We start from the raw sequence: 17,715 nt of genomic DNA on the forward strand, positions 1-17,715 counted from the left end.
AGAGGTCAACTAAGAGGTTGGCCTCTTTACACCAATACACGCTCAATATCGTCATCTATTTTAAACGTAGCTAGGTCGTCAGCGCGGGTTTTACCGCGCGTTAAAATGGCAATGGGTTGATTATTTTCGGCGGCCTGGCGGGCAAAGCGGTAACCCGAAAACACCATTAACGATGAGCCTATAACGAATAACCCTCCGCTGTCAGCGAGCGCTTGCTTTGCTTCTGCAACTCGAGTTTTAGGTACGGTGTCGCCAAAATACACGACGTCCGGTTTTAAAATACCGCCGCACTTTAAGCAGTCGGCTATTTGGAAGGTTGAAAAGTCGGTTTCAATGTCTGCATCGCCGTCGGGTAGGGCGGAGGCAGCCATTTCTGCGAACTCTGGATTCAGTGCCAGACAGCGTTCGTGCATTTCCAAACGAGACGATTGCGCACCACAGCTCATGCAAATCATGTCATTCGCGTAGCCGTGTAAATTTATCACGTCAGTGGCTCCGGCTCTTTGGTGTAAGCCATCTACATTTTGAGTAATGATGGTGCCAATTAAGCCTTCCTTCTGCATCTTTGCTAATGCCAAATGTGAGGCATTAGGCTGTGCGTTATAAAGTACCGGCCAACCATGTAACGCACGTGCCCAGTAACGCTTGCGCAGTAGTTCGTTGGACATGAAGTCGCGATGCTGCATAGGCGGGGCACTTTTCCAGTTGCCGTTACTGTCGCGGTAGTCCGGAATACCCGAAGCGGTACTTAAGCCTGCACCTGTTAGTACGGTTACGGGCTTATTCTGAGAGAGAAACTGAAGAAGTGTTTGTTTCTGTGATGTCATTAGGTCAAATTGTAGCTTGTCGTTAGAGCGAAAGCCTATATGATCATAAAAAACAAAGAAACCCAATTGGCAACGATATGATAATAACTCCCGGTATTTACGAGCACTACAAAGGCAACCGATACCGAGTGATTGATACAGTAACGCACAGTGAAACCGAGGAAACGCTGGTACTGTATCAGCCGCTGTATGGTGAACAAAAACTATGGGTAAGACCGTATGATATGTTTACCGAATCGGTCAACCTTGAAGGGCAGAGAGTGTGCCGATTCCGCCTCATAAAGGAGTAGTCCGGTAGTATGGATTCAAAGCTGAAATTTAACGAGCTTATGACGGAATGCAAGGAAGGGCAGGTTAAGCCGAACCTACGTATTATCCTCCCTATTTTGCTCGCTATTTTATTGCTGTTACCGGAGACTCGAGAAATCACTCTACAAGTGCTGTCCGATGCATTTTTGCAGGTGTCGGTGTTTGTTTTTGCGTCGTTGGCGCTTTACTACAGCTTAACTCGTAATCTCGATAAAGAGCGATTAGCCACCTATATGCAGCGGCACCCCTTACAGGAAGTTGCTATTGCGGCGTTATTGGGTGCGTTGCCAGGTTGCGGTGGCGCCATTATTGTTGTGACTCAGTTTACCCGTGGCATGACAAGCTTTGGGGCCGTAGTTGCCGTGCTAACCAGTACAATGGGGGACGCTGCGTTTTTACTGCTGGCGCAAAAACCTGCCGATGCGCTACTTATTCTGGCAATAAGCTTAGTGGTTGGCACCATCAGCGGCTACGTGGTTAATCTGTTTCATCGGGGCAAGAACGACTGGTTACTGAATAAAAGCGCTGCGCAAAGTAGAGAGAGCTTGTGTGGACCAGAGCCAAGTACAACACGTAAAACCGTGCTGCGTTGGTCCGTGCGTTTTTGGAAGGTTATTTTTATTCCAGCGCTCATTGGAGCAATAGCGGTTGCACTCCAACTAGAGCTCAATGAACCACTCCATTTACCGGCTAATACGGTTGAAACCATTGCTGCGACAGTGACTTTTCTTATCTTGGTGTTATGGGCGTTTACGTCCGATCTCACCGGCTATTCGGCAATAACCAGTGAAGAGCCCACGACACATCATGAGGGGTGGCTAAATAAATCGGTTCTGGACACTCAGTTCGTCACCGGGTGGGTCGTGCTGGCTTTTTTGGCTTTCGAAATTCCGGTTCAGCTGCTTGGTATTGATATTGCGGGCATGTTTGCGTCGTGGGGGCCAATGGTTGTTTTGATAGCGGTTGTTATCGGCTTTTTACCAGGCTGTGGTCCGCAGATACTGGTGACAAGTTTGTACATTAACGGCTCTATTCCATTTTCAGCTCAACTCGGTAACGCTATTAGTAACGACGGCGATGCGCTCTTTCCCGCCATCGCGTTAGCTCCAAAAGCGGCAATATTAGCAACGGTTTATTCGGCTATCCCAGCCTTTATTGTGGCTTATGGCTATTACTTTTTATTTGAGTAAGGGCTGGGTGTTTCTGTGTTACTATGCGCGCCAATCTGAAAACGCTTAACCTTTTATATTATGACTGTTATTGCATTAATCCTCCTTGCTTTTGCTATGTCAACGGATGCGTTTGCTGCAGCAATTGGTAAGGGGGCAGCATTACGCAAACCAACGTTCAAACAAGCCGCTAAAATAGGTATTCTGTTTGGTGTGATTGAAGGTTCTACTCCGCTTATCGGCTGGCTTATTGGCTATTCCGCAAAGTCTTATGTACAGGCGTGGGATCATTGGTTAGCTTTTGGGCTATTAACGATATTAGGCCTTCACATGATTTATGAGGGAGTAAAAACAGAAGAGAATGACGCTGACTTTACTCCGAATACTGGCTCTTTTCTTAAGCTAGTCGTGACCGCAATAGGAACGAGTATTGATGCGCTAACCGTAGGAATAACCCTGGCATTTATTGAAGTGAACATCTGGCTTGCGGCTGGGTTAATTGGGCTAGCGACCGCAATAATGGTAACTATTGGTGTGCTCTTGGGCCGTATCGTTGGAGGCTGGCTAGGGCAACGAACAGAAATTTGTGGCGGTGTGGTTCTAATTACTATTGGTATATGGGTTTTGTATAGTCATTTATAGTGATCAGCAAATACTAGGTGTAGGTTATGAGTAGCGAGCTGTGTCCGTGCGGCAGTGGAGATGAGTATTCAGGGTGTTGCGAACCGTTACATATTGAGACGATGCGGGCCGACACCCCAGAGCAACTGATGCGATCACGTTACAGTGCCTTTGTAAAACAGCTTACCAATTACCTACTGAAAACCTGGCATCCCGGCACACGTCCCATGACACTTGATTTGTCGGACTCACCTGATTGGTTAAAATTACAGGTCATGTCTTCTGAACAAACGGGCGATAAAGGCAAAGTGCACTTCCGGGCGTTTTATAAAGAGGGCGCTGACGTGGGTTTTATGGAAGAGCATTCCGACTTTGTGCGCGAGCAGGGCCGTTGGTTTTACCTAAGTGGTAAGGTGAAATAATAGAAGGGAGATAAGGACATCCGTACCTTTATAAGGGAGTTTTGGTTATTTGGTGTCAAACAGGCGTATGCCTGTATTTTTGGCGGATTTTTGCTGTTCGTTATGTTGGCGACCAAATTGTATTACCCCATTGAAGCGATACATCGCTACGACTTTATCTTTATTTCGGCCATTGTATTTCAGGTTCTTTTACTTCTCTTTAGGCTTGAAACGTTGCGTGAATCTGTCGTGATTTTGATATTTCACTTAGTTGCGACAATTATGGAGCTTTTTAAAACATCAGACGCGATTGGCTCTTGGACTTATCCTGAGGAGTATATTTTTGGCATTGCTAACGTTCCGTTGTTCACAGGGTTTATGTATAGCGCAGTGGGTAGTTATATTGCTCGAGTCTGGCGTATCTTTGATTTTAGGTATTCTTATTACCCTCGTCATAGCTGGACCGTTATTTTAGTCACGCTAATTTACATCAACTTTTTTACGCATCACTTCATTTGGGACTTTCGTTGGATTTTGGTTGCGGTAACTATCGCTTTATTCTTTAGGACTCAAATTTACTATAGAGTGGATGTTGAGTATCGAAATATGCCCCTATTAATAGGGTGGGGTTTAGTCGCGCTGTTTATCTGGATAGCTGAAAACTTGGCGACTTATGCGAATGTGTGGGTCTACCCAAATCAAGATAAGCAATGGGAAATGGTGTCCTTTTCAAAATTTGGTTCCTGGTATCTTCTAATGATACTCAGCTTTGTTCTGGTGGCTTCTATTAACCAAATAAAAACGATAAAACGACGCTCCTAAGAGCGTCGCTTTAGAAAGAAAGCGACAACAGCGGCGGTGATAGCGCCCATCACCAAGGCGCCGATAGCTGATTGCATCATGTACGATGTCAGATTGAAATATTTTTCAGCCTGGTCTTCGTTCATCATGCCAGATGCAATGGCGTGGCTTTTCATATTTGGAAAGAACTGCGGCGAAATAACGTAGTGAACCAATAATTGCACAGCGGGCGATAGCACCGCTACCACAACCGCAATTTTCAAACCGCTAATAAAACCTTGTAACCATGTCATTTCCTGATTGGGTAATGACGCTCTTTTATCGCGTAACGCAATGATATAAATGACAATGGCCACCACGGCAAACACGTTGGTAAATATAGCGTGATACTCGATATTATGAGTGTGTAAGCCTGTTAGCCTTTCAATGATCAGCCACAAAATAATCGCTGCAACGAAAATTAAGCCCCATTTTATTTCTTTCATCATTTCGACCTTGGTTTTGATTGTTGATTCGTGTGCTTTGATAATAGCATTTGTTCAAAATAGTTGTTAGATTTACGAAAAAGACAACGGTTGATTATTTTGGAAAGACGAAAAGACGATCGCCGGCTGCAGCGGCATGAAAAGCTGACGACAGCTCTATTGGTCAAAATCAGTATCTGGGCAATTTCCCTTGTCGTTATTGCTTCTGCAATTACGTTCCTGACAACTTATAGTAATGCTCGGGAACGGGTAATACACCTGCTTCAACAAGACTTATCTCCAACGCTTGAACGCAACCAGGCCTTATTCAAGCGTATTGAAAGTAACGCGAATATTTTAGCGGAAGAGTTTCTTTCTCAATATCAACTGATGAAAAGTAACGAATCCACCAATGAGTGGTTTAACCAATGGTATCAGGAGACATCGCCGGGTGTTTTTCGGTTGAAGCCGGCTTTTAACCGGGGGATATCGTTTAATGGGGATTACTTTGAATCGTTAAGCGCCTTTCTTGGACCTCGAGAGAAACCCATAAATGATGAATTAAAATCACGTGTGATTGCTGCGCAGTTTACGTTAAACGAGCTTGCCCCGGCATGGCAAAAGGATGTTGCGAACACGCACTTTTCAATGCCTGAAAACATTCTTTTGATGTACTCAAAAGAGTCTCCGTGGGGATTGCTGGCTGACAAAGACCTGGTTATAACCGACTTCTCGGTGGTCAAATCGACGTTGCGAAGTAAGAATCCTGAGCGGAAGCCAAATTGGACAGGATTGTATTACGACCTCCCTGCCGATGTCTGGACGATTACCTACCAAAAACCGATAGACTTAAATGGGCTGCATTTAGCGAATGCGAGCTTTGATGTTGCGTTAGGCAGTTTACTGAGTGATTTAACACAGAAAAAGAGGCCTAAATCAGAACACATTGTTTTGAATACAAAGGGAGACTTAATTGCTGCATCCAACTTGTCTCAGGATGCAATCATTGAGCGTTCAACGCTGACTTCACAAACTTATGATGAGCCTTTGTATCAACAGTTGAGTCATCTGGTGATAGAGGCAGAGCTTAATGACACCTCTATAACGTTGGAAAATGCAGTAGATGATCAATTGCTTATTATTGATAAAATAGCTGGCCCTGATTGGTGGCACATAACCGCTTATCCGCTTGAGGAAGTACGCAAGCAGGCTATTATTTTACCACTTCAACTAGTTGCCGCGGGTGTTGGTTTAGTGATACTGACATTGTTGATGACCTATTGGCTGATCCAGCGAGAAGTCTCCAAGCCACTGCATGAAGTTGCTACTGTGGCATCACTTATGGGTCAGCGAAACTACCAAGAAGCTTTGTCTCACCGTGCCGCATCAATAAAAGCGCGTGGTGAGGTCAAACAGGCTTTGGATGCGTTTAAAACAATGGCGTCACGATTCATTGCCGCTCAAAATGACTTGGAGCAGCAGGTTGAGGCTCGTACGGAGGAGTTGGCCGAAGCAAACAGGCAACTTGACGCGCTGGCGCACATGGATGGGCTAACAGGGCTGTTCAATCGCAGGGCGTTTGATCGTGATCTGGAAGCTGCGATTGAATCAAGAAAGCCTTATTATTTAATGATGGCAGACATAGACGAGTTTAAGCCCTATAACGATAACTACGGACATGAGGCTGGCGACAGAGCATTGAAAAAAATAGCCGACTGTCTACTTGAAAGAACGCCACTTAAAGTCTATCGGTATGGGGGAGAAGAGCTTGCTATTATTATCCCCGCAGCTGAATCTATTGATAAAAAGTTGAATGAGCTGCGTGAGGCGGTGATGACTTTGGTCATTCCTCATGACTTTAAGACAGCTGAGTTGCCGATACTGACAATAAGTATGGGGGCGGCTGCTATTCATTCAGATGAGTCAGCGGCTGATGCGATTAGACGGGCTGACCGGCAGTTATACGAAGCGAAAAAGGCCGGTCGGAATTGTGTATGTGTGGAGTCTTAGTTCTGTAAGGGGACATAATACGAGCGCCCCTGATAGAGAATAGACGGTAGCATGGCATGTGCAACCACTTTGCGTAGGTGTTTTTCGCTCAAATTTTTACGGAGTGGCGTGAGCTCGTTCTGTGCCGGGGAGTATAGAAACTGCTCTGCGGGTTTCTTGACTTGAAGTACCGTCAATATTTGCCCGTCTTTACTGCCTTGCAACCAGCCATAATTGTCCCCAAATTGCATCATGGCTCGATTAGCCGGTTTAACATCTGATTGACTCAAGTCCTGCCCGATAGTTGGAACATAGGCGGAAATGCCGGCTAAAGAAAGCAAGGTCGGAGCCAAATCAATTTGGCTGGTAATTGTAGATACTGTTTTTGGTTGAATATCAGCGCCCAAAATTAATCCTGGAATATGAAACTTTTGCACCGGAACAAGTTCTTCGCCATAAACGCGGGTGTCGTGGTCAGCGACCACTAGAAATAGTGTATTATGCCAGTAGTCACTTTTTTTTGCCTTGGCGAAAAACTCACCGAGTGCATGATCTGCATACTTAACCGCATTGTGAACAGTTTGTTTCGGTTGCTCGGACAAGTTTATTTCCCCGTCAGGGAATTCAAATGGCTCGTGATTCGATGAGGTAAATGCCAACGTAAACTGTGGTGTGGAAGCTTCTGTATTCACTAAGCGTTGGTGTAACTTGTCGAATAAATCTTGATCGCTGACTCCCCAGCTGCCAACGAAGCGAGGGTTTTCGTAATCGTCCTGATCGATGACGGACTGAAAGCCATTGCCGACAAAGAAACTCGCCATATTGTCGAAGTGCGCCTGGCCACCATAAATAAACTCGGTGTGGTAACCCTGACGACCTAGAACGTCTGCAAGCGTGAAAAACTGCCGTTGAGAGCCGGACAGCTTAACCGTAGAACGTGCCCGCGTTGGTAGAAAACCGGAAACAACTGCTTCGATACCGCGAACTGAGCGTATTCCAGTAGAGTACAGGCTCTCGAACCACCACCCCTGGCTTTTTAGGTGTTCAAGATTAGGCGTTAACGGCTTGCCCCCCAGTGACTCAACAAAAGTTGCTCCCAAACTTTCTTCCAGAATGATAACAATGTTCAGCGGTTGGGAGCGGCTAACTGACGCCTGTTGGTAATGAACAGTCGGGTAGTTGTCATACGGGAATTCAGTGTTTCTTAAATATTCAGTTTGCCGAATCTCGCTAATGACTTTGTCATTACTGAGCGAGCCATAGACACGATTGGCTTGTGCTTCGTGCTTAAGGTTGTAGAGTGCGTACTCCAACGTATAGGTGGAGTTTAAAATCAATGAATTCACCATGGCATCGGAGGTGACAGCAAAAAATGCCGGATTAGCGGGTCGGTGCGCGAGTGTTGAACGTATACCAAACAGCGTGCAAATTATTAAGATCGGTATGACACCGATAAGATAGCGACGTTTTATCGTTCGAGTGTTAAAACGGTTATCGGTTCTTTTATACCAACGGTACGCAACAAAAATAACGATTGTCGTAGAGGCGATGCCAATAAATAACCAACCTGCAAACCCGTTAATTAAAGTTGAAAATACCTCTTTAGGGTAGGCAAGATACTCAAAGAACAATCGGTTTGGACGAGTATCGTATTGTGCTAAAAATGCCGGTGTAGAAATTTCCATAAACCAGAATACGACGACACAAATGAGACTCCATACGATCCATATACGTCGCCACCACAGCTGCATTAGTGGCTTATGCAGTGCGAACGCCATAGGCGATAACAGCAACAGTGGAATGAGAACAAAATAGCCGATTTGGACGACATCTGCTCGAATGCCCAGCAATATAAAGTCAAACCAGCTAATAGCGTTGTCAACTCTATCGGAGTAGAGCCACGCCAGCATTAATCGGGAACTGCTCAGCAACGCCAGCGCTAGCAGAAAAAAGTACAATAGTGGCTTAAAAAGCGCCAGTGTTTGCCATAACGTATTCTGTGATCTTTCTGCAGGCATGAGTGTTAGTTCTTCCGGTAGTTCATTCTTTGTGAAGACGCTAACAATTATTTCTTAAGTTAAGCTTAAGATTGATTTAATAAACTCTGTCTGTTTAATTTATCAATTGCAGGAAAGGAAAAACAATGAAACCAGGCTATACCGGTATGATGCGCATTTGGAAAGCAACGTTTAACTCGTTGCGCGGAATAAAAGTAGCCTGGCGTTATGAAGCAGCCTTTCGCCAGGAGGCACTGCTTTGTGCGGTATTGGTTCCGGTGGCATTGTTGGTTGAGGCTTCGATTGTAGAGCGCTTACTGCTTATTACGAGTTTATTTATTTTGGTGATTACTGAATTACTAAATTCCGCAGTAGAAGCTGTTGTTGATCGAATCGGAGCAGAATTCCATGAGCTCAGCGGGCGTGCCAAGGATATTGCTTCAGCTGCTGTTTTCTTTGCATTGATACTGTTAATGGTTACCTGGGTAACGGTTTTATTTTTTTAATGGAATAAAAATTGGAACTTTTAACGGTCTGCGCAAACCATCATTCCGGAGATCAATTTAAGTTTTCCTTAAGTCTTTATTAATAAAGTGACTGCATTGACGCTGTTGCAGCCAGCTGGCTGACTTAAGGAGTAGATATGCATCACTGTTGGATCCTGCCTGAACATCCGCTACGCGAACAGGTTGAAACGTTTATTTGTGAACGCTATTGGTTAAACTTCCATGCCTGCTTGCGCACATTGCCCCGTTTATTGATTGCTGTATTTGAAGAGAGTCGATTAGTGGCTGCGTGCGGGGTGCAATTAGCCGACGAACAAGCTCTATTCTCCCAAGCTTACCTAACCCAGCCTTTAGAGAACTATCGTGTTAGCGACAAACCGCTGCCTCAATCAGAAAACCTGGCTGAAGTTGGTTCTATGGCGGCGTTAACTCCGACGTACTTGCCACATTTATTTCGAGCTGTTGTGCGGTTATTGGACGATAAAGGTCGTGATGTGGTTATTTTTACAGCGACCCGAGCTCTGCAAAAATATTTTCGTCGCATAGGCGTTGCGTTAACTGAATTAGAAACGGCACAGAAAAGTGCATTGCCTGAATCGGTGCGTGATCTTTGGGGCAACTATTATCAGCACCAACCGACGGTGCTTGCTGGCTGGTTAACGGACGGGAACGTCTTTGAGCAAATGACTACACCCTGCCAGTACGTGTTGTCTCAGCAGCGAGAGATTGCGATATGAACGTGTTCTTTGAACGTCTACAAGCGCACGCCAATACGAACCCTGAAGCGATTGCTATTCGCTCAGAACGAAGACAACTCAGCTACTCAGAGCTGCTGCAATCCGTTGAGCAACGGGCGGAGCAATTGCGCCAACAACCTCAGCGACTCTTTTTATTGAAGGAAACTGCCCCGGTAACTTGGGTAATAGAAGATTTAGCGTTGATGCTGGCCGACAAAGTATGCATTCCGGTGCCGCCATTTTTTAGTCAGCAACAGCAAACTTATTTGCAGACGAAAGTGAGTGCAAATAAGCCGTTACCGTCAGGAACCGCAAAAGTGACCTTTACGTCTGGCAGTACCGGCGAACCCAAAGGCGTTTGTTTATCCGTTGATAACCAACTGATTACGGTAGCTGCATTAGCTGAGCGGGTTGCCGGTTCTTGCGTAAAGCGACACATGGCTATTATGCCGCTGTCGGTGTTGCTGGAAAATGTGGCGGGTGTTTACTTGGCGTTATGGCTCGGCGCAGAGGTCGTGCTGCTGAGAAGTGAAACACTTGGGTTACAAGGTTCGTCGTCGTTGCAGTTCAATCCGTTTTTTACCGCACTGACTCAGTATCAACCCGACAGTTTGATTCTGACACCAGCGTTGTTGGACGTATTAGTTACTGGTGTGGAGCGCGGACTTATCAATGCCCGACAATTCAAATTACTGGCCGTTGGCGGAGCCCGCTTAAGCGACACATTGGAAGAACGGGCTCTGGCGCTGAAACTACCTATTGTTCAGGGGTATGGCTTATCGGAATTCAGTTCCGTGGTAGCGCTCAATGCGCCTTCAAATAGCGCACCAGGCACAGTTGGACAACCGCTAAAGCATGCAAGGGTTTCGTTTGAGAATGGCGAGGTTGTCGTACAAGGCAATGCCATGCTGGGGTATTGGAATGACAAAAGCAGTTGGTTTCCCGCACAAATTCATACCGGTGATCTCGGGGTTTTGGATGATAAAGGACGCCTGATTATTTTAGGGCGCCGTAAGAACATTATCGTGACGGAGTACGGCCGCAATATTGATCCTGAATGGGTTGAATCAGAACTTTGCAGTCAGCCCTGTATTGCACAGGCAGCCGTCCTAGGTGATGAACAAACACCTTTGACCGCTTTATTAGTACTAATGCCCTCCACAACCACCGCACAGGCTGATACTGCGGTTAGTCAGGTGAATACACAGTTGCCGGACTATGCGCGTATTCAGCGATATATCGTAATGACCGAACCTTTTACGGTAAGCAATGGCTTATTAACTGGAACCGGACGATTGCGGCGTCAGGCTATCCAAGTGTTTTTTGAATTGAAAGATCCCGCATCGACTAACGAGGTAAATGATGAAATTTTTTAATACGTTATGTGAACAAACTCAAAGCGAACAGCATTATCTATTGAGCGCACCGGCCATCCAACAAGCGTTACAAGGCGACATCACTGCCGAGCGCTATGGTGCATTTTTAACGCAGGCTTACCATCACGTAAAGCATACCACGCCTTTACTCATGCGCTGTGGCAGCAAGCTCTCGTTCACCGATGAATGGTTACGTAAAGCGGTTATCGAGTATATCAATGAAGAGTACGGTCACGAGCGTTGGATTTTAAATGATATTCAAGCGGCTGGTGGTGATGCGCAGGCAGTACAAAATAGTCAGCCACATACAGCCACTCAGGCAATGGTGTCATTAGTTTACCACGCTATCGATAATGAACATCCGGCGGCGTTTTTTGGTATGGCGCATGTGCTGGAGGGAACGAGCGTTAAATTGGCGACACAAGCTGCGGGAAAAATTAAAGCAGCTCTGGGACTACCAGATTCAGCGTTCAGCTATTTGTTGTCGCACGGAGACCTTGATCAGGAGCACGTTCACTTTTTTGAACAGTTGATGAATAAGGTGACCGATGAAAATGCACAGCGAGTGATTATACGGACTGCAAAACATGTCTATCGGCTTTATGGTGACATGTTCCGCGCCTTGCCTGAACTGGCTGGGGAACCTGTATGAAAAATAACGTTAACGTCATCGATTGGTCTCGACAAACGATTGTGCTAACAGGAGCCGCCGGTGGGCTTGGTGAAGCGTTGGCAGAAGCACTTAGTCAACGTGGCGCTCGCGTAGTCTTGGTTGGGCGCTCGGCGGAAAAGCTGGACGCGCTGGCAACTCGTTTGCAACAAACATCGTTTGTCGCTGATGTGACTCAAGCGGATGACCGACAACGGCTAGTTCAGTTTCTACAGCGACAGGAGTCATCATTGACCGGGCTTATTAATAATGCTGCGGTCACGCATGAGGGCCTCTTTAATGAGGCAACAGAAACCGATATAGAGCGAGTTATTTCCACTAACCTGACAGCGCCTGTAGCACTGACCCGCCAACTACTTCCGTTACTGAAAGTTCAGCAGGGGTGGGTATTAAATGTGGGGTCGGTGTTTGGTGCTATCGGCTTTCCGGGCCAAGTGTTGTACTGCGCCAGCAAATTTGGTTTGCGGGGCTTTACACAAGCACTACAGCGTGAATTGAAGGCACACGATGCCTGCATTATGTACGCGGCTCCGCGTGCTATCAAAACATCGCTTAATCAAGGTTTGTTAAGCCAATTAAACCAACGCTTGAAGACACCGCAAGATCCGCCGCAACAAGTGGCACTGCAATTAATTAAACAAATTCAACGGCAGAAGCAGCTACAAACGTTGGGCTGGCCCGAACGACTATTCGTTCGTCTTAATGGATTGTGGTCGGAGCTGGTCAGTCGCAGCTTGCGTAAAACACGAGATACGTTGTGTCAATTAATTGAGGAAAATCATCATGAAAAAAACTAAAGTAATCGCATTCTTTATCGCTGGCTTTTTAAGCCTATCCGTTTTCTCTGCTGAGCTCGATTCCAGCGTTAACAGTCAACAGCGGCTGCATGATCTGCAACAACGATGGGCCACTGTTAACTATACACTTAAGGACGACGCCCAGAAAAAAGCGTTTGAGCAATTGGTTGCAGATGCCCAACAGTGGGTTGAACAAGAGCCTGAGTCCGCGCCCGCACATATTTGGCTGGGTATTGTAAAAAGCACCTACGCGGGTGCAAAAGGAGGGCTTGGGGCATTGAGCTTGGCGAAGGAGTCGCGAAAGTCTCTGGAGAAAGCGTTGGAAATCGATCCAAATGCACTAAGCGGCTCAGCCTATGCGTCATTGGGTACCTTATATTATAAAGTGCCTGGCTGGCCGTTTGGGTTTGGTGATGATGATAAAGCGCAAGAGCTATTGGAAAAAGCACTAGCAATTAACCCTAATGGCATTGACCCAAATTACTTTTACGCTGATTATTGGTTTGAACAGGGTGAGTACGTAAAAGCGGAAAGCTATGCGAATAAGGCGCTTGCCGCAGCACCACGACCTGACCGACCTCTTGCTGACGAATTTCGGCGGAAAGAAGTGGAACAGCTCTTGGCCAGAATAAAACGTGAACAGTAATACAGGGGTATAGGGTGCATGGATCTATTGTTAATCGAGGATGACGGGATGTTGGGACAGGCTGTTGAAATTGGCCTGTCTGAACGTCAGTTTTCGGTGCAGTGGGTAAGGACCGGAGCGGCTGCTATCAGTGAAAGTCAGCGGGCGCCTTATGACGCCGTTGTACTGGACCTCGGGCTACCCGATTTGGATGGTAGCCGAGTGTTGTCTGCGTTACGTAAAAAAGGTCAGCTGATGCCAGTGTTGGTATTAACCGCGCGCGATGATAGTTCGGAGACCGTTAAATTGTTAGACCTGGGGGCGGATGACTATATGGTTAAGCCCTTCGATATGAATGAGCTGGCTGCGCGCTTGCGCGCGTTGGTTAGGCGTCAGCGCGGACAGGCGTCGGCTGAACTGGTGGTTGGACCTATTCGTCTTGACGAAGTTAACTTTCAGGTTTTGGTTGATGAACAGCCGATTAACTTATCCCGACGTGAATTTGAGCTGTTACGCGCGTTAATGACGTCACCGGGACGTGTGCATAGCCGTGATAAGTTAGAGCAAGTGGTGTTTCGTAACGAACAGCAAGTGGAAAGCAATGCGTTGGAAGTGCATGTACATAATCTGCGAAAGAAACTCGGCAATAAGGAGTGGATTCAGACCATTAGAGGGGTAGGGTATCGCCTGGCATGCAAATAATTAGCCGTATAAGAACAAAACTAAACTCCATACGTCGGCGCATTCTGGTTGCGGTATCGGCTGTCTATTTATTGAGTTCGGCCGTCTCTGCCACGTGGATTTATGCCGAAATCAGTCATGAAGTCGATGAGTTGTTTGACGCTGAAATGGTGCAGCAGGCGAAAACCTTGCTTGCACTTTTACCCCAAAATAATGAGTACGTGGATCGCGACATTACCATTAGTCGTATTAATGCACATTCATATGAGGACAAACTCTCTTATCGTATCGAAACCACCTCTGGTGAGAGTCTATTGCAAACAGAAGGCTCGCTGGATCCGTCAGTGATTACCTTTAACGAAGGCTTTGCGGTTAAAATGATCAATAACGAGCTGTGGCATAGCTTCGGTTTATATTCGGCTGCAGGCGATTACCGCATTTTGCTGTTGCAGCAGGATGAATTCCGCTCTGAAATTCGCAATGATCTGACGGTTGATACCGTGATACCTATTATCACACTATTACCATTGATGCTGTGGCTAGGCTGGTGGACAATAAATCGCAACTTCGCGAGCTTCAGACGGTTAGCCGGAGCACTTAGACGCAAGCGCTCAGACGACTACCGACCGTTTTCAGAGTCCAACGATACTGAAGAGGTCGCGTTAGTTAAAACTGCACTGAACCATTATTTACATCGCATTGAGCAAACATTCTTACGGGAAAAACAGTTTTCTGCCGATGCAGCACACGAACTACGAACACCGCTGGCAAGCCTGAAGGCTCAGTTACAAAATCAAATAGTCAAAGCGACGACCGATAAGCAAAAGTCTGAGCTCCAGTCGCTACTGGACAGTACTGAGCGACTGGTGAGTCTGGTTGAAAGTTTACTATTGTTATCAAAAACAGAGCTTCCTCCTGAGCAGTGGCGACAGGTGAATGCTGCTGCGGTTATTCGGCAAGTAATTTCTGACTATTATCCAAAAGCAGAAGCCCAGCAGTTGTCGCTAGAGGTGAATTTGCCTGACACCGTTGACTGGCGCTCTGAAGAAAGTTATCTGGCGGTACTATTCAGCAACCTGGTTGATAACGCGATTAAATATGCCCGACCAAAATCAACGATAGATATTGCCTTTGATGGCTCTGCGTTTGTTATTCGAAATTCGGTAGAAGCGACACATCATATTGATGTTCAACGCCTCACTGAACGTTTTTATCGCGGGGGACAGTTACGTGAACAAGGCGCTGGAATCGGCTTAAGTATCGTAAATAATCTGGCTCGGCAGCTCGGCTTAATACTGACATTTGAGCATCAAGATGGCGATTTCATCGTAAAAGTTGATCGACATCATAAAGAAGGAGAGTAATAAACCGTCTTCACTCATCTTTTAATGCTCGCTTAAGAATTCGTGTTTACTCTGGCGTGAAGAAACGTAAGGAGTAACGTATGAACAGTAAATACACACCATTATCGCGCACACTTCATTGGCTCGGGGCGTTATCAATTTTTACCATACTGACACTTGGTTTTATGATGGTGTTTGCTGACTCCAGAGAGGTTAAACACTATTCCGAAGCCGCTCATATTGGTGTTGGTTTTTTTGTTTTCTTTATTGTTGCCTGGCGTATTGTTTTGCGCTTTTATCAAGGTTTTCCTGAGTCAACCACAACGGTAAAAGACAAACTCGTCAGATATCTTCATTATGCTTTATTACTAACTATGTTGGTCTTAATTGTAACAGGGCCTCTTTATCTGTTTACCGAAAATGATCCTTTATCGGTATTTGGATGGTTCAGCGTATCCGTGGACTTAAGTGGATTGCCATGGCTGCATGAGCCCTCAGAAGAAATACATAAAGTATTAGGTACGTATGTATTACCAGTGCTGGTTACTTTACATATTGCCGGTGGTGTTTGGCACTTTTACAAAGAAAAGGACTAAATTGCGAGCTGGTGCAAATTAGCCCTCAGTCTAGAATAAGAGCTTGGTTACTTTAACGTTTGGATATTTTCGGCAGTTAACTCAATAATGCGTTGTCTCGCTTCTGGTGAAGTCCAGGCGTTATGTGGTGTAACAATCAAGTTCAGTGGTTCATTTAGTGCATCAAGTAACGGGTGGCCGTCTTTTGGCGGTTCTTGTGGCAGAACATCGGTTGCATAGCCGCCAATGTTTCCATTGCGAAGCGCATCTAAAACATCTTCCTCATTAGCTACGCCACCTCGGGCATTGTTAATGACTAAAGTGTGAGGCTGGCAATGTTTAATATTGTTGCGGTTAAGCAAACCTTTCGTGTCATCCGTTAGCGGGCAATGGAAAGAAATAACGTCCGCTTGAGGTAACAGTTCGTCAAAGCTTGGGCGTGAGTCGTCTGCTTTACCAGGGCGTGCACTAAAGGTGACACGCATTCCCAATGCTTCGGCCTGTTTCTTCACCGCCTGGCCAAGCTCGCCCGAACCAACAATAACCAAGTGCTTGCCTTCTAACTGATAGGTAGGAGGATCAAGCAAGGTAAATAACGGTGATTTTTGCCAGTCGCCAGCAGCCATCCGTTGCTGCATGACAGGCATTTTAGTTGCCAATGACAGCATCATCATTAATGTATGCTGCACCACACTAGGTGTTCCGTAGGCTTCGACGTTTTTAACGGGAATACCAAGCTTTTCAGCAGCTTTTAAGTCGATATTGTTCATCCCGGTAGCCAGCACACAAACCAGTTTCAGCCGCTTTGCCTGTTTTAAACTGTCTTCATTCAGAACCACTTTATTGGTAATAACAATGTCGGCATCCTGAATGCGCTCATCGACTTGCCCGGGCGACGTCAGCGAATAGCAATCGAGCTCGTTAACTTGATTTTCAATAGGAGATAAATCAACACCAGTTCCCAAACTGCTGTTATCTAATATGACTGCTTTCATAAAAACTCCTGCCACTAAAAACGTGTTTGTTGATTTACGCCCAGTTTATCATTAAAAGCGGCAGCTTGAATAAAGATACAGATTTATAACAAGTTGATAAAAGGGTATTATTAGTCATTAACTGAACGCGATTCAGTTTATTGCATTTGGTTATGGAACTTTTGTTAGTCATCTTATAAGGATAATTGATGTTTAAATTTGGAAAGTTAATTGCGTTAGCCATCGCAAGCTTCTATTTATCGGGCTGTGCGTCAATAATGACTGCTGAGCAGGCTGCGCCTGCTGTCAATACCCCTAATGAGCTGGAGTCGGTCTCAATCGCGGTCGTTGATAAGCGCGAGTATGTTCTAAGTGGTGATAAGTCTCCAAACTTTGAAGGCCTTTCCCGCTCCAACTTCGGTATTCCATACTCTCAGTACACGTATACTGGTCAACCTATGTCTGAATACCTCACCGAGCGTTTAGTCGCTGGCTTTATGAAAAAAGGAGTCGATGCTGAAGCGTATCCTACTTCATATTCGATGAGCCTTAGCAGCATTAAAAATGCACTGGCTAAAAAAGAACAACCATCCATTATTATTGCGTTGAATGAGTGGAAATACGATTACCATGCATTTTCTGACAACTCATGGTACGACGTTGATGTTGTTGTTTTAGATAAAAACGGTGAAGAGAAAATTAAACGCAGCTTTAAAGGCGAAAACGATGTCGGTAGCGGACTCATTTCAAATGAAATGCAGACCATCTATAAACAGCGTTTTGAGTCTATATTTCTGGACGATGCTATTCAGAAGGCTTTAGTTCAATAAGTTTTTCTGGCACTTATGGGGAA

Annotated in this window: 20 protein-coding genes; 16 read left to right on the top strand and 4 right to left on the bottom strand. The window is 45.7% G+C overall.

What is annotated here, in order from left to right; all coding sequences use genetic code 11:
- Positions 1–26 precede the first annotated feature (26 nt).
- Positions 27–827, bottom strand: coding sequence for an NAD-dependent protein deacetylase (locus CWC33_RS10350; protein ID WP_100692325.1), 801 nt, complete (start codon positions 825–827; stop codon positions 27–29).
- Between the two features lie 77 nt (positions 828–904).
- On the opposite strand from CWC33_RS10350, the gene CWC33_RS10355 reads away from it, so the two are divergent.
- From CWC33_RS10355 to CWC33_RS10375, 5 genes are read left to right on the top strand one after another with little or no spacing between them, the layout of a single operon-like run.
- A complete protein-coding gene (locus tag CWC33_RS10355; protein WP_100691855.1) occupies positions 905–1,117 on the top strand; it encodes a DUF1653 domain-containing protein in 213 nt (70 codons plus the stop codon).
- Positions 1,118–1,126: 9 nt separating this feature from the next.
- A complete protein-coding gene (locus CWC33_RS10360; RefSeq protein ID WP_232709791.1) occupies positions 1,127–2,326 on the top strand; it encodes a putative manganese transporter in 1,200 nt (399 codons plus the stop codon).
- 60 nt (positions 2,327–2,386) lie between these two features.
- Positions 2,387–2,947, top strand: a complete 561-nt coding sequence (locus tag CWC33_RS10365; RefSeq protein ID WP_100691856.1) for a manganese efflux pump MntP — start codon at positions 2,387–2,389, stop codon at positions 2,945–2,947.
- A 26-nt stretch (positions 2,948–2,973) separates the two neighbouring features.
- Positions 2,974–3,348 carry a YchJ family protein gene (locus CWC33_RS10370; RefSeq protein ID WP_157803490.1) on the top strand — a complete coding sequence of 125 codons (375 nt, stop codon included), beginning with the start codon at positions 2,974–2,976 and terminating at the stop codon, positions 3,346–3,348.
- A gap of 30 nt (positions 3,349–3,378) precedes the next feature.
- Positions 3,379–4,149, top strand: a complete 771-nt coding sequence (locus tag CWC33_RS10375; protein ID WP_232709874.1) for a DUF817 domain-containing protein — start codon at positions 3,379–3,381, stop codon at positions 4,147–4,149.
- Here CWC33_RS10375 and CWC33_RS10380 read toward each other — a convergent pair.
- Positions 4,146–4,616 (bottom strand): DUF4199 domain-containing protein, encoded by a 471-nt coding sequence (locus CWC33_RS10380; RefSeq protein ID WP_232709792.1) that lies wholly within the window; start codon positions 4,614–4,616, stop codon positions 4,146–4,148. The two genes, CWC33_RS10375 and CWC33_RS10380, sit on opposite strands and share 4 nt — an antisense overlap.
- Positions 4,617–4,712: 96 nt before the next feature.
- Between CWC33_RS10380 and CWC33_RS10385 the strand changes: the two genes are divergently transcribed.
- A complete protein-coding gene (locus CWC33_RS10385) occupies positions 4,713–6,602 on the top strand; it encodes a GGDEF domain-containing protein (RefSeq protein ID WP_232709793.1) in 1,890 nt (629 codons plus the stop codon).
- Here the strand turns inward: CWC33_RS10385 and CWC33_RS10390 are convergent.
- Entirely contained in the window at positions 6,599–8,599 is a 2,001-nt protein-coding gene (locus CWC33_RS10390) for an LTA synthase family protein (RefSeq protein ID WP_100691859.1), read from the bottom strand. The two genes, CWC33_RS10385 and CWC33_RS10390, sit on opposite strands and share 4 nt — an antisense overlap.
- A 125-nt stretch (positions 8,600–8,724) precedes the next feature.
- Between CWC33_RS10390 and CWC33_RS10395 the strand changes: the two genes are divergently transcribed.
- The 9 genes from CWC33_RS10395 (at position 8,725) to CWC33_RS10435 (ending at position 15,909) form a co-directional block, all read left to right on the top strand.
- Positions 8,725–9,084, top strand: coding sequence for a diacylglycerol kinase (locus CWC33_RS10395; RefSeq protein ID WP_100691860.1), 360 nt, complete (start codon positions 8,725–8,727; stop codon positions 9,082–9,084).
- Positions 9,085–9,221: 137 nt separating this feature from the next.
- Positions 9,222–9,821, top strand: coding sequence for a thermostable hemolysin (locus tag CWC33_RS10400; RefSeq protein ID WP_100691861.1), 600 nt, complete (start codon positions 9,222–9,224; stop codon positions 9,819–9,821).
- Entirely contained in the window at positions 9,818–11,197 is a 1,380-nt protein-coding gene (locus CWC33_RS10405) for an AMP-binding protein (protein ID WP_100691862.1), read from the top strand. Before CWC33_RS10400 ends, CWC33_RS10405 begins: the two co-directional genes overlap by 4 nt.
- Entirely contained in the window at positions 11,181–11,849 is a 669-nt protein-coding gene (locus CWC33_RS10410; RefSeq protein ID WP_198511819.1) for a TenA family transcriptional regulator, read from the top strand. Before CWC33_RS10405 ends, CWC33_RS10410 begins: the two co-directional genes overlap by 17 nt.
- A complete protein-coding gene (locus CWC33_RS10415; RefSeq protein WP_100691864.1) occupies positions 11,846–12,664 on the top strand; it encodes an SDR family oxidoreductase in 819 nt (272 codons plus the stop codon). The genes CWC33_RS10410 and CWC33_RS10415 overlap by 4 nt, the downstream gene beginning before the upstream one ends.
- Entirely contained in the window at positions 12,651–13,310 is a 660-nt protein-coding gene (locus CWC33_RS10420; protein ID WP_100691865.1) for a tetratricopeptide repeat protein, read from the top strand. The genes CWC33_RS10415 and CWC33_RS10420 overlap by 14 nt, the downstream gene beginning before the upstream one ends.
- An 18-nt stretch (positions 13,311–13,328) precedes the next feature.
- Positions 13,329–13,991, top strand: coding sequence for a response regulator (locus tag CWC33_RS10425; protein WP_088767915.1), 663 nt, complete (start codon positions 13,329–13,331; stop codon positions 13,989–13,991).
- Positions 13,982–15,334 carry a histidine kinase dimerization/phospho-acceptor domain-containing protein gene (locus CWC33_RS10430; protein ID WP_232709794.1) on the top strand — a complete coding sequence of 451 codons (1,353 nt, stop codon included), beginning with the start codon at positions 13,982–13,984 and terminating at the stop codon, positions 15,332–15,334. Before CWC33_RS10425 ends, CWC33_RS10430 begins: the two co-directional genes overlap by 10 nt.
- Positions 15,335–15,414: 80 nt before the next feature.
- Entirely contained in the window at positions 15,415–15,909 is a 495-nt protein-coding gene (locus CWC33_RS10435) for a cytochrome b (protein WP_100691866.1), read from the top strand.
- A 47-nt stretch (positions 15,910–15,956) separates the two neighbouring features.
- On the opposite strand, the gene CWC33_RS10440 is transcribed toward CWC33_RS10435, so the two are convergent.
- The gene (locus CWC33_RS10440; protein ID WP_100691867.1) at positions 15,957–16,883 is read right to left on the bottom strand and encodes a D-2-hydroxyacid dehydrogenase; all 927 of its coding nucleotides are present in this window, start codon (positions 16,881–16,883) and stop codon (positions 15,957–15,959) included.
- 188 nt (positions 16,884–17,071) lie between these two features.
- Between CWC33_RS10440 and CWC33_RS10445 the strand changes: the two genes are divergently transcribed.
- Positions 17,072–17,692, top strand: a complete 621-nt coding sequence (locus CWC33_RS10445) for a hypothetical protein (RefSeq protein WP_100691868.1) — start codon at positions 17,072–17,074, stop codon at positions 17,690–17,692.
- Positions 17,693–17,715 lie beyond the last annotated feature (23 nt).

The sequence above is a fragment of the Idiomarina sp. X4 genome (genome assembly GCF_002808045.1).
Classification (GTDB): domain Bacteria; phylum Pseudomonadota; class Gammaproteobacteria; order Enterobacterales; family Alteromonadaceae; genus Idiomarina.

Excerpts from the sequence above, each read along its gene's own strand:
- CWC33_RS10400 (WP_100691861.1), top strand. The coding sequence starts at position 9,222 with ATGCATCACTGTTGGATCCTGCCTGAACATCCGCTACGCGAACAGGTT.
- CWC33_RS10435 (WP_100691866.1), top strand. The coding sequence starts at position 15,415 with ATGAACAGTAAATACACACCATTATCGCGCACACTTCATTGGCTCGGG.
- CWC33_RS10425 (WP_088767915.1), top strand. The coding sequence starts at position 13,329 with ATGGATCTATTGTTAATCGAGGATGACGGGATGTTGGGACAGGCTGTT.
- CWC33_RS10420 (WP_100691865.1), top strand. The coding sequence starts at position 12,651 with ATGAAAAAAACTAAAGTAATCGCATTCTTTATCGCTGGCTTTTTAAGC.
- CWC33_RS10430 (WP_232709794.1), top strand. The coding sequence starts at position 13,982 with ATGCAAATAATTAGCCGTATAAGAACAAAACTAAACTCCATACGTCGG.
- CWC33_RS10350 (WP_100692325.1), bottom strand. The coding sequence starts at position 827 with ATGACATCACAGAAACAAACACTTCTTCAGTTTCTCTCTCAGAATAAG.
- CWC33_RS10395 (WP_100691860.1), top strand. The coding sequence starts at position 8,725 with ATGAAACCAGGCTATACCGGTATGATGCGCATTTGGAAAGCAACGTTT.
- CWC33_RS10365 (WP_100691856.1), top strand. The coding sequence starts at position 2,387 with ATGACTGTTATTGCATTAATCCTCCTTGCTTTTGCTATGTCAACGGAT.
- CWC33_RS10415 (WP_100691864.1), top strand. The coding sequence starts at position 11,846 with ATGAAAAATAACGTTAACGTCATCGATTGGTCTCGACAAACGATTGTG.
- CWC33_RS10390 (WP_100691859.1), bottom strand. The coding sequence starts at position 8,599 with ATGCCTGCAGAAAGATCACAGAATACGTTATGGCAAACACTGGCGCTT.
- CWC33_RS10355 (WP_100691855.1), top strand. The coding sequence starts at position 905 with ATGATAATAACTCCCGGTATTTACGAGCACTACAAAGGCAACCGATAC.
- CWC33_RS10380 (WP_232709792.1), bottom strand. The coding sequence starts at position 4,616 with ATGATGAAAGAAATAAAATGGGGCTTAATTTTCGTTGCAGCGATTATT.
- CWC33_RS10410 (WP_198511819.1), top strand. The coding sequence starts at position 11,181 with ATGATGAAATTTTTTAATACGTTATGTGAACAAACTCAAAGCGAACAG.
- CWC33_RS10440 (WP_100691867.1), bottom strand. The coding sequence starts at position 16,883 with ATGAAAGCAGTCATATTAGATAACAGCAGTTTGGGAACTGGTGTTGAT.
- CWC33_RS10445 (WP_100691868.1), top strand. The coding sequence starts at position 17,072 with ATGTTTAAATTTGGAAAGTTAATTGCGTTAGCCATCGCAAGCTTCTAT.
- CWC33_RS10370 (WP_157803490.1), top strand. The coding sequence starts at position 2,974 with ATGAGTAGCGAGCTGTGTCCGTGCGGCAGTGGAGATGAGTATTCAGGG.
- CWC33_RS10405 (WP_100691862.1), top strand. The coding sequence starts at position 9,818 with ATGAACGTGTTCTTTGAACGTCTACAAGCGCACGCCAATACGAACCCT.
- CWC33_RS10360 (WP_232709791.1), top strand. The coding sequence starts at position 1,127 with ATGGATTCAAAGCTGAAATTTAACGAGCTTATGACGGAATGCAAGGAA.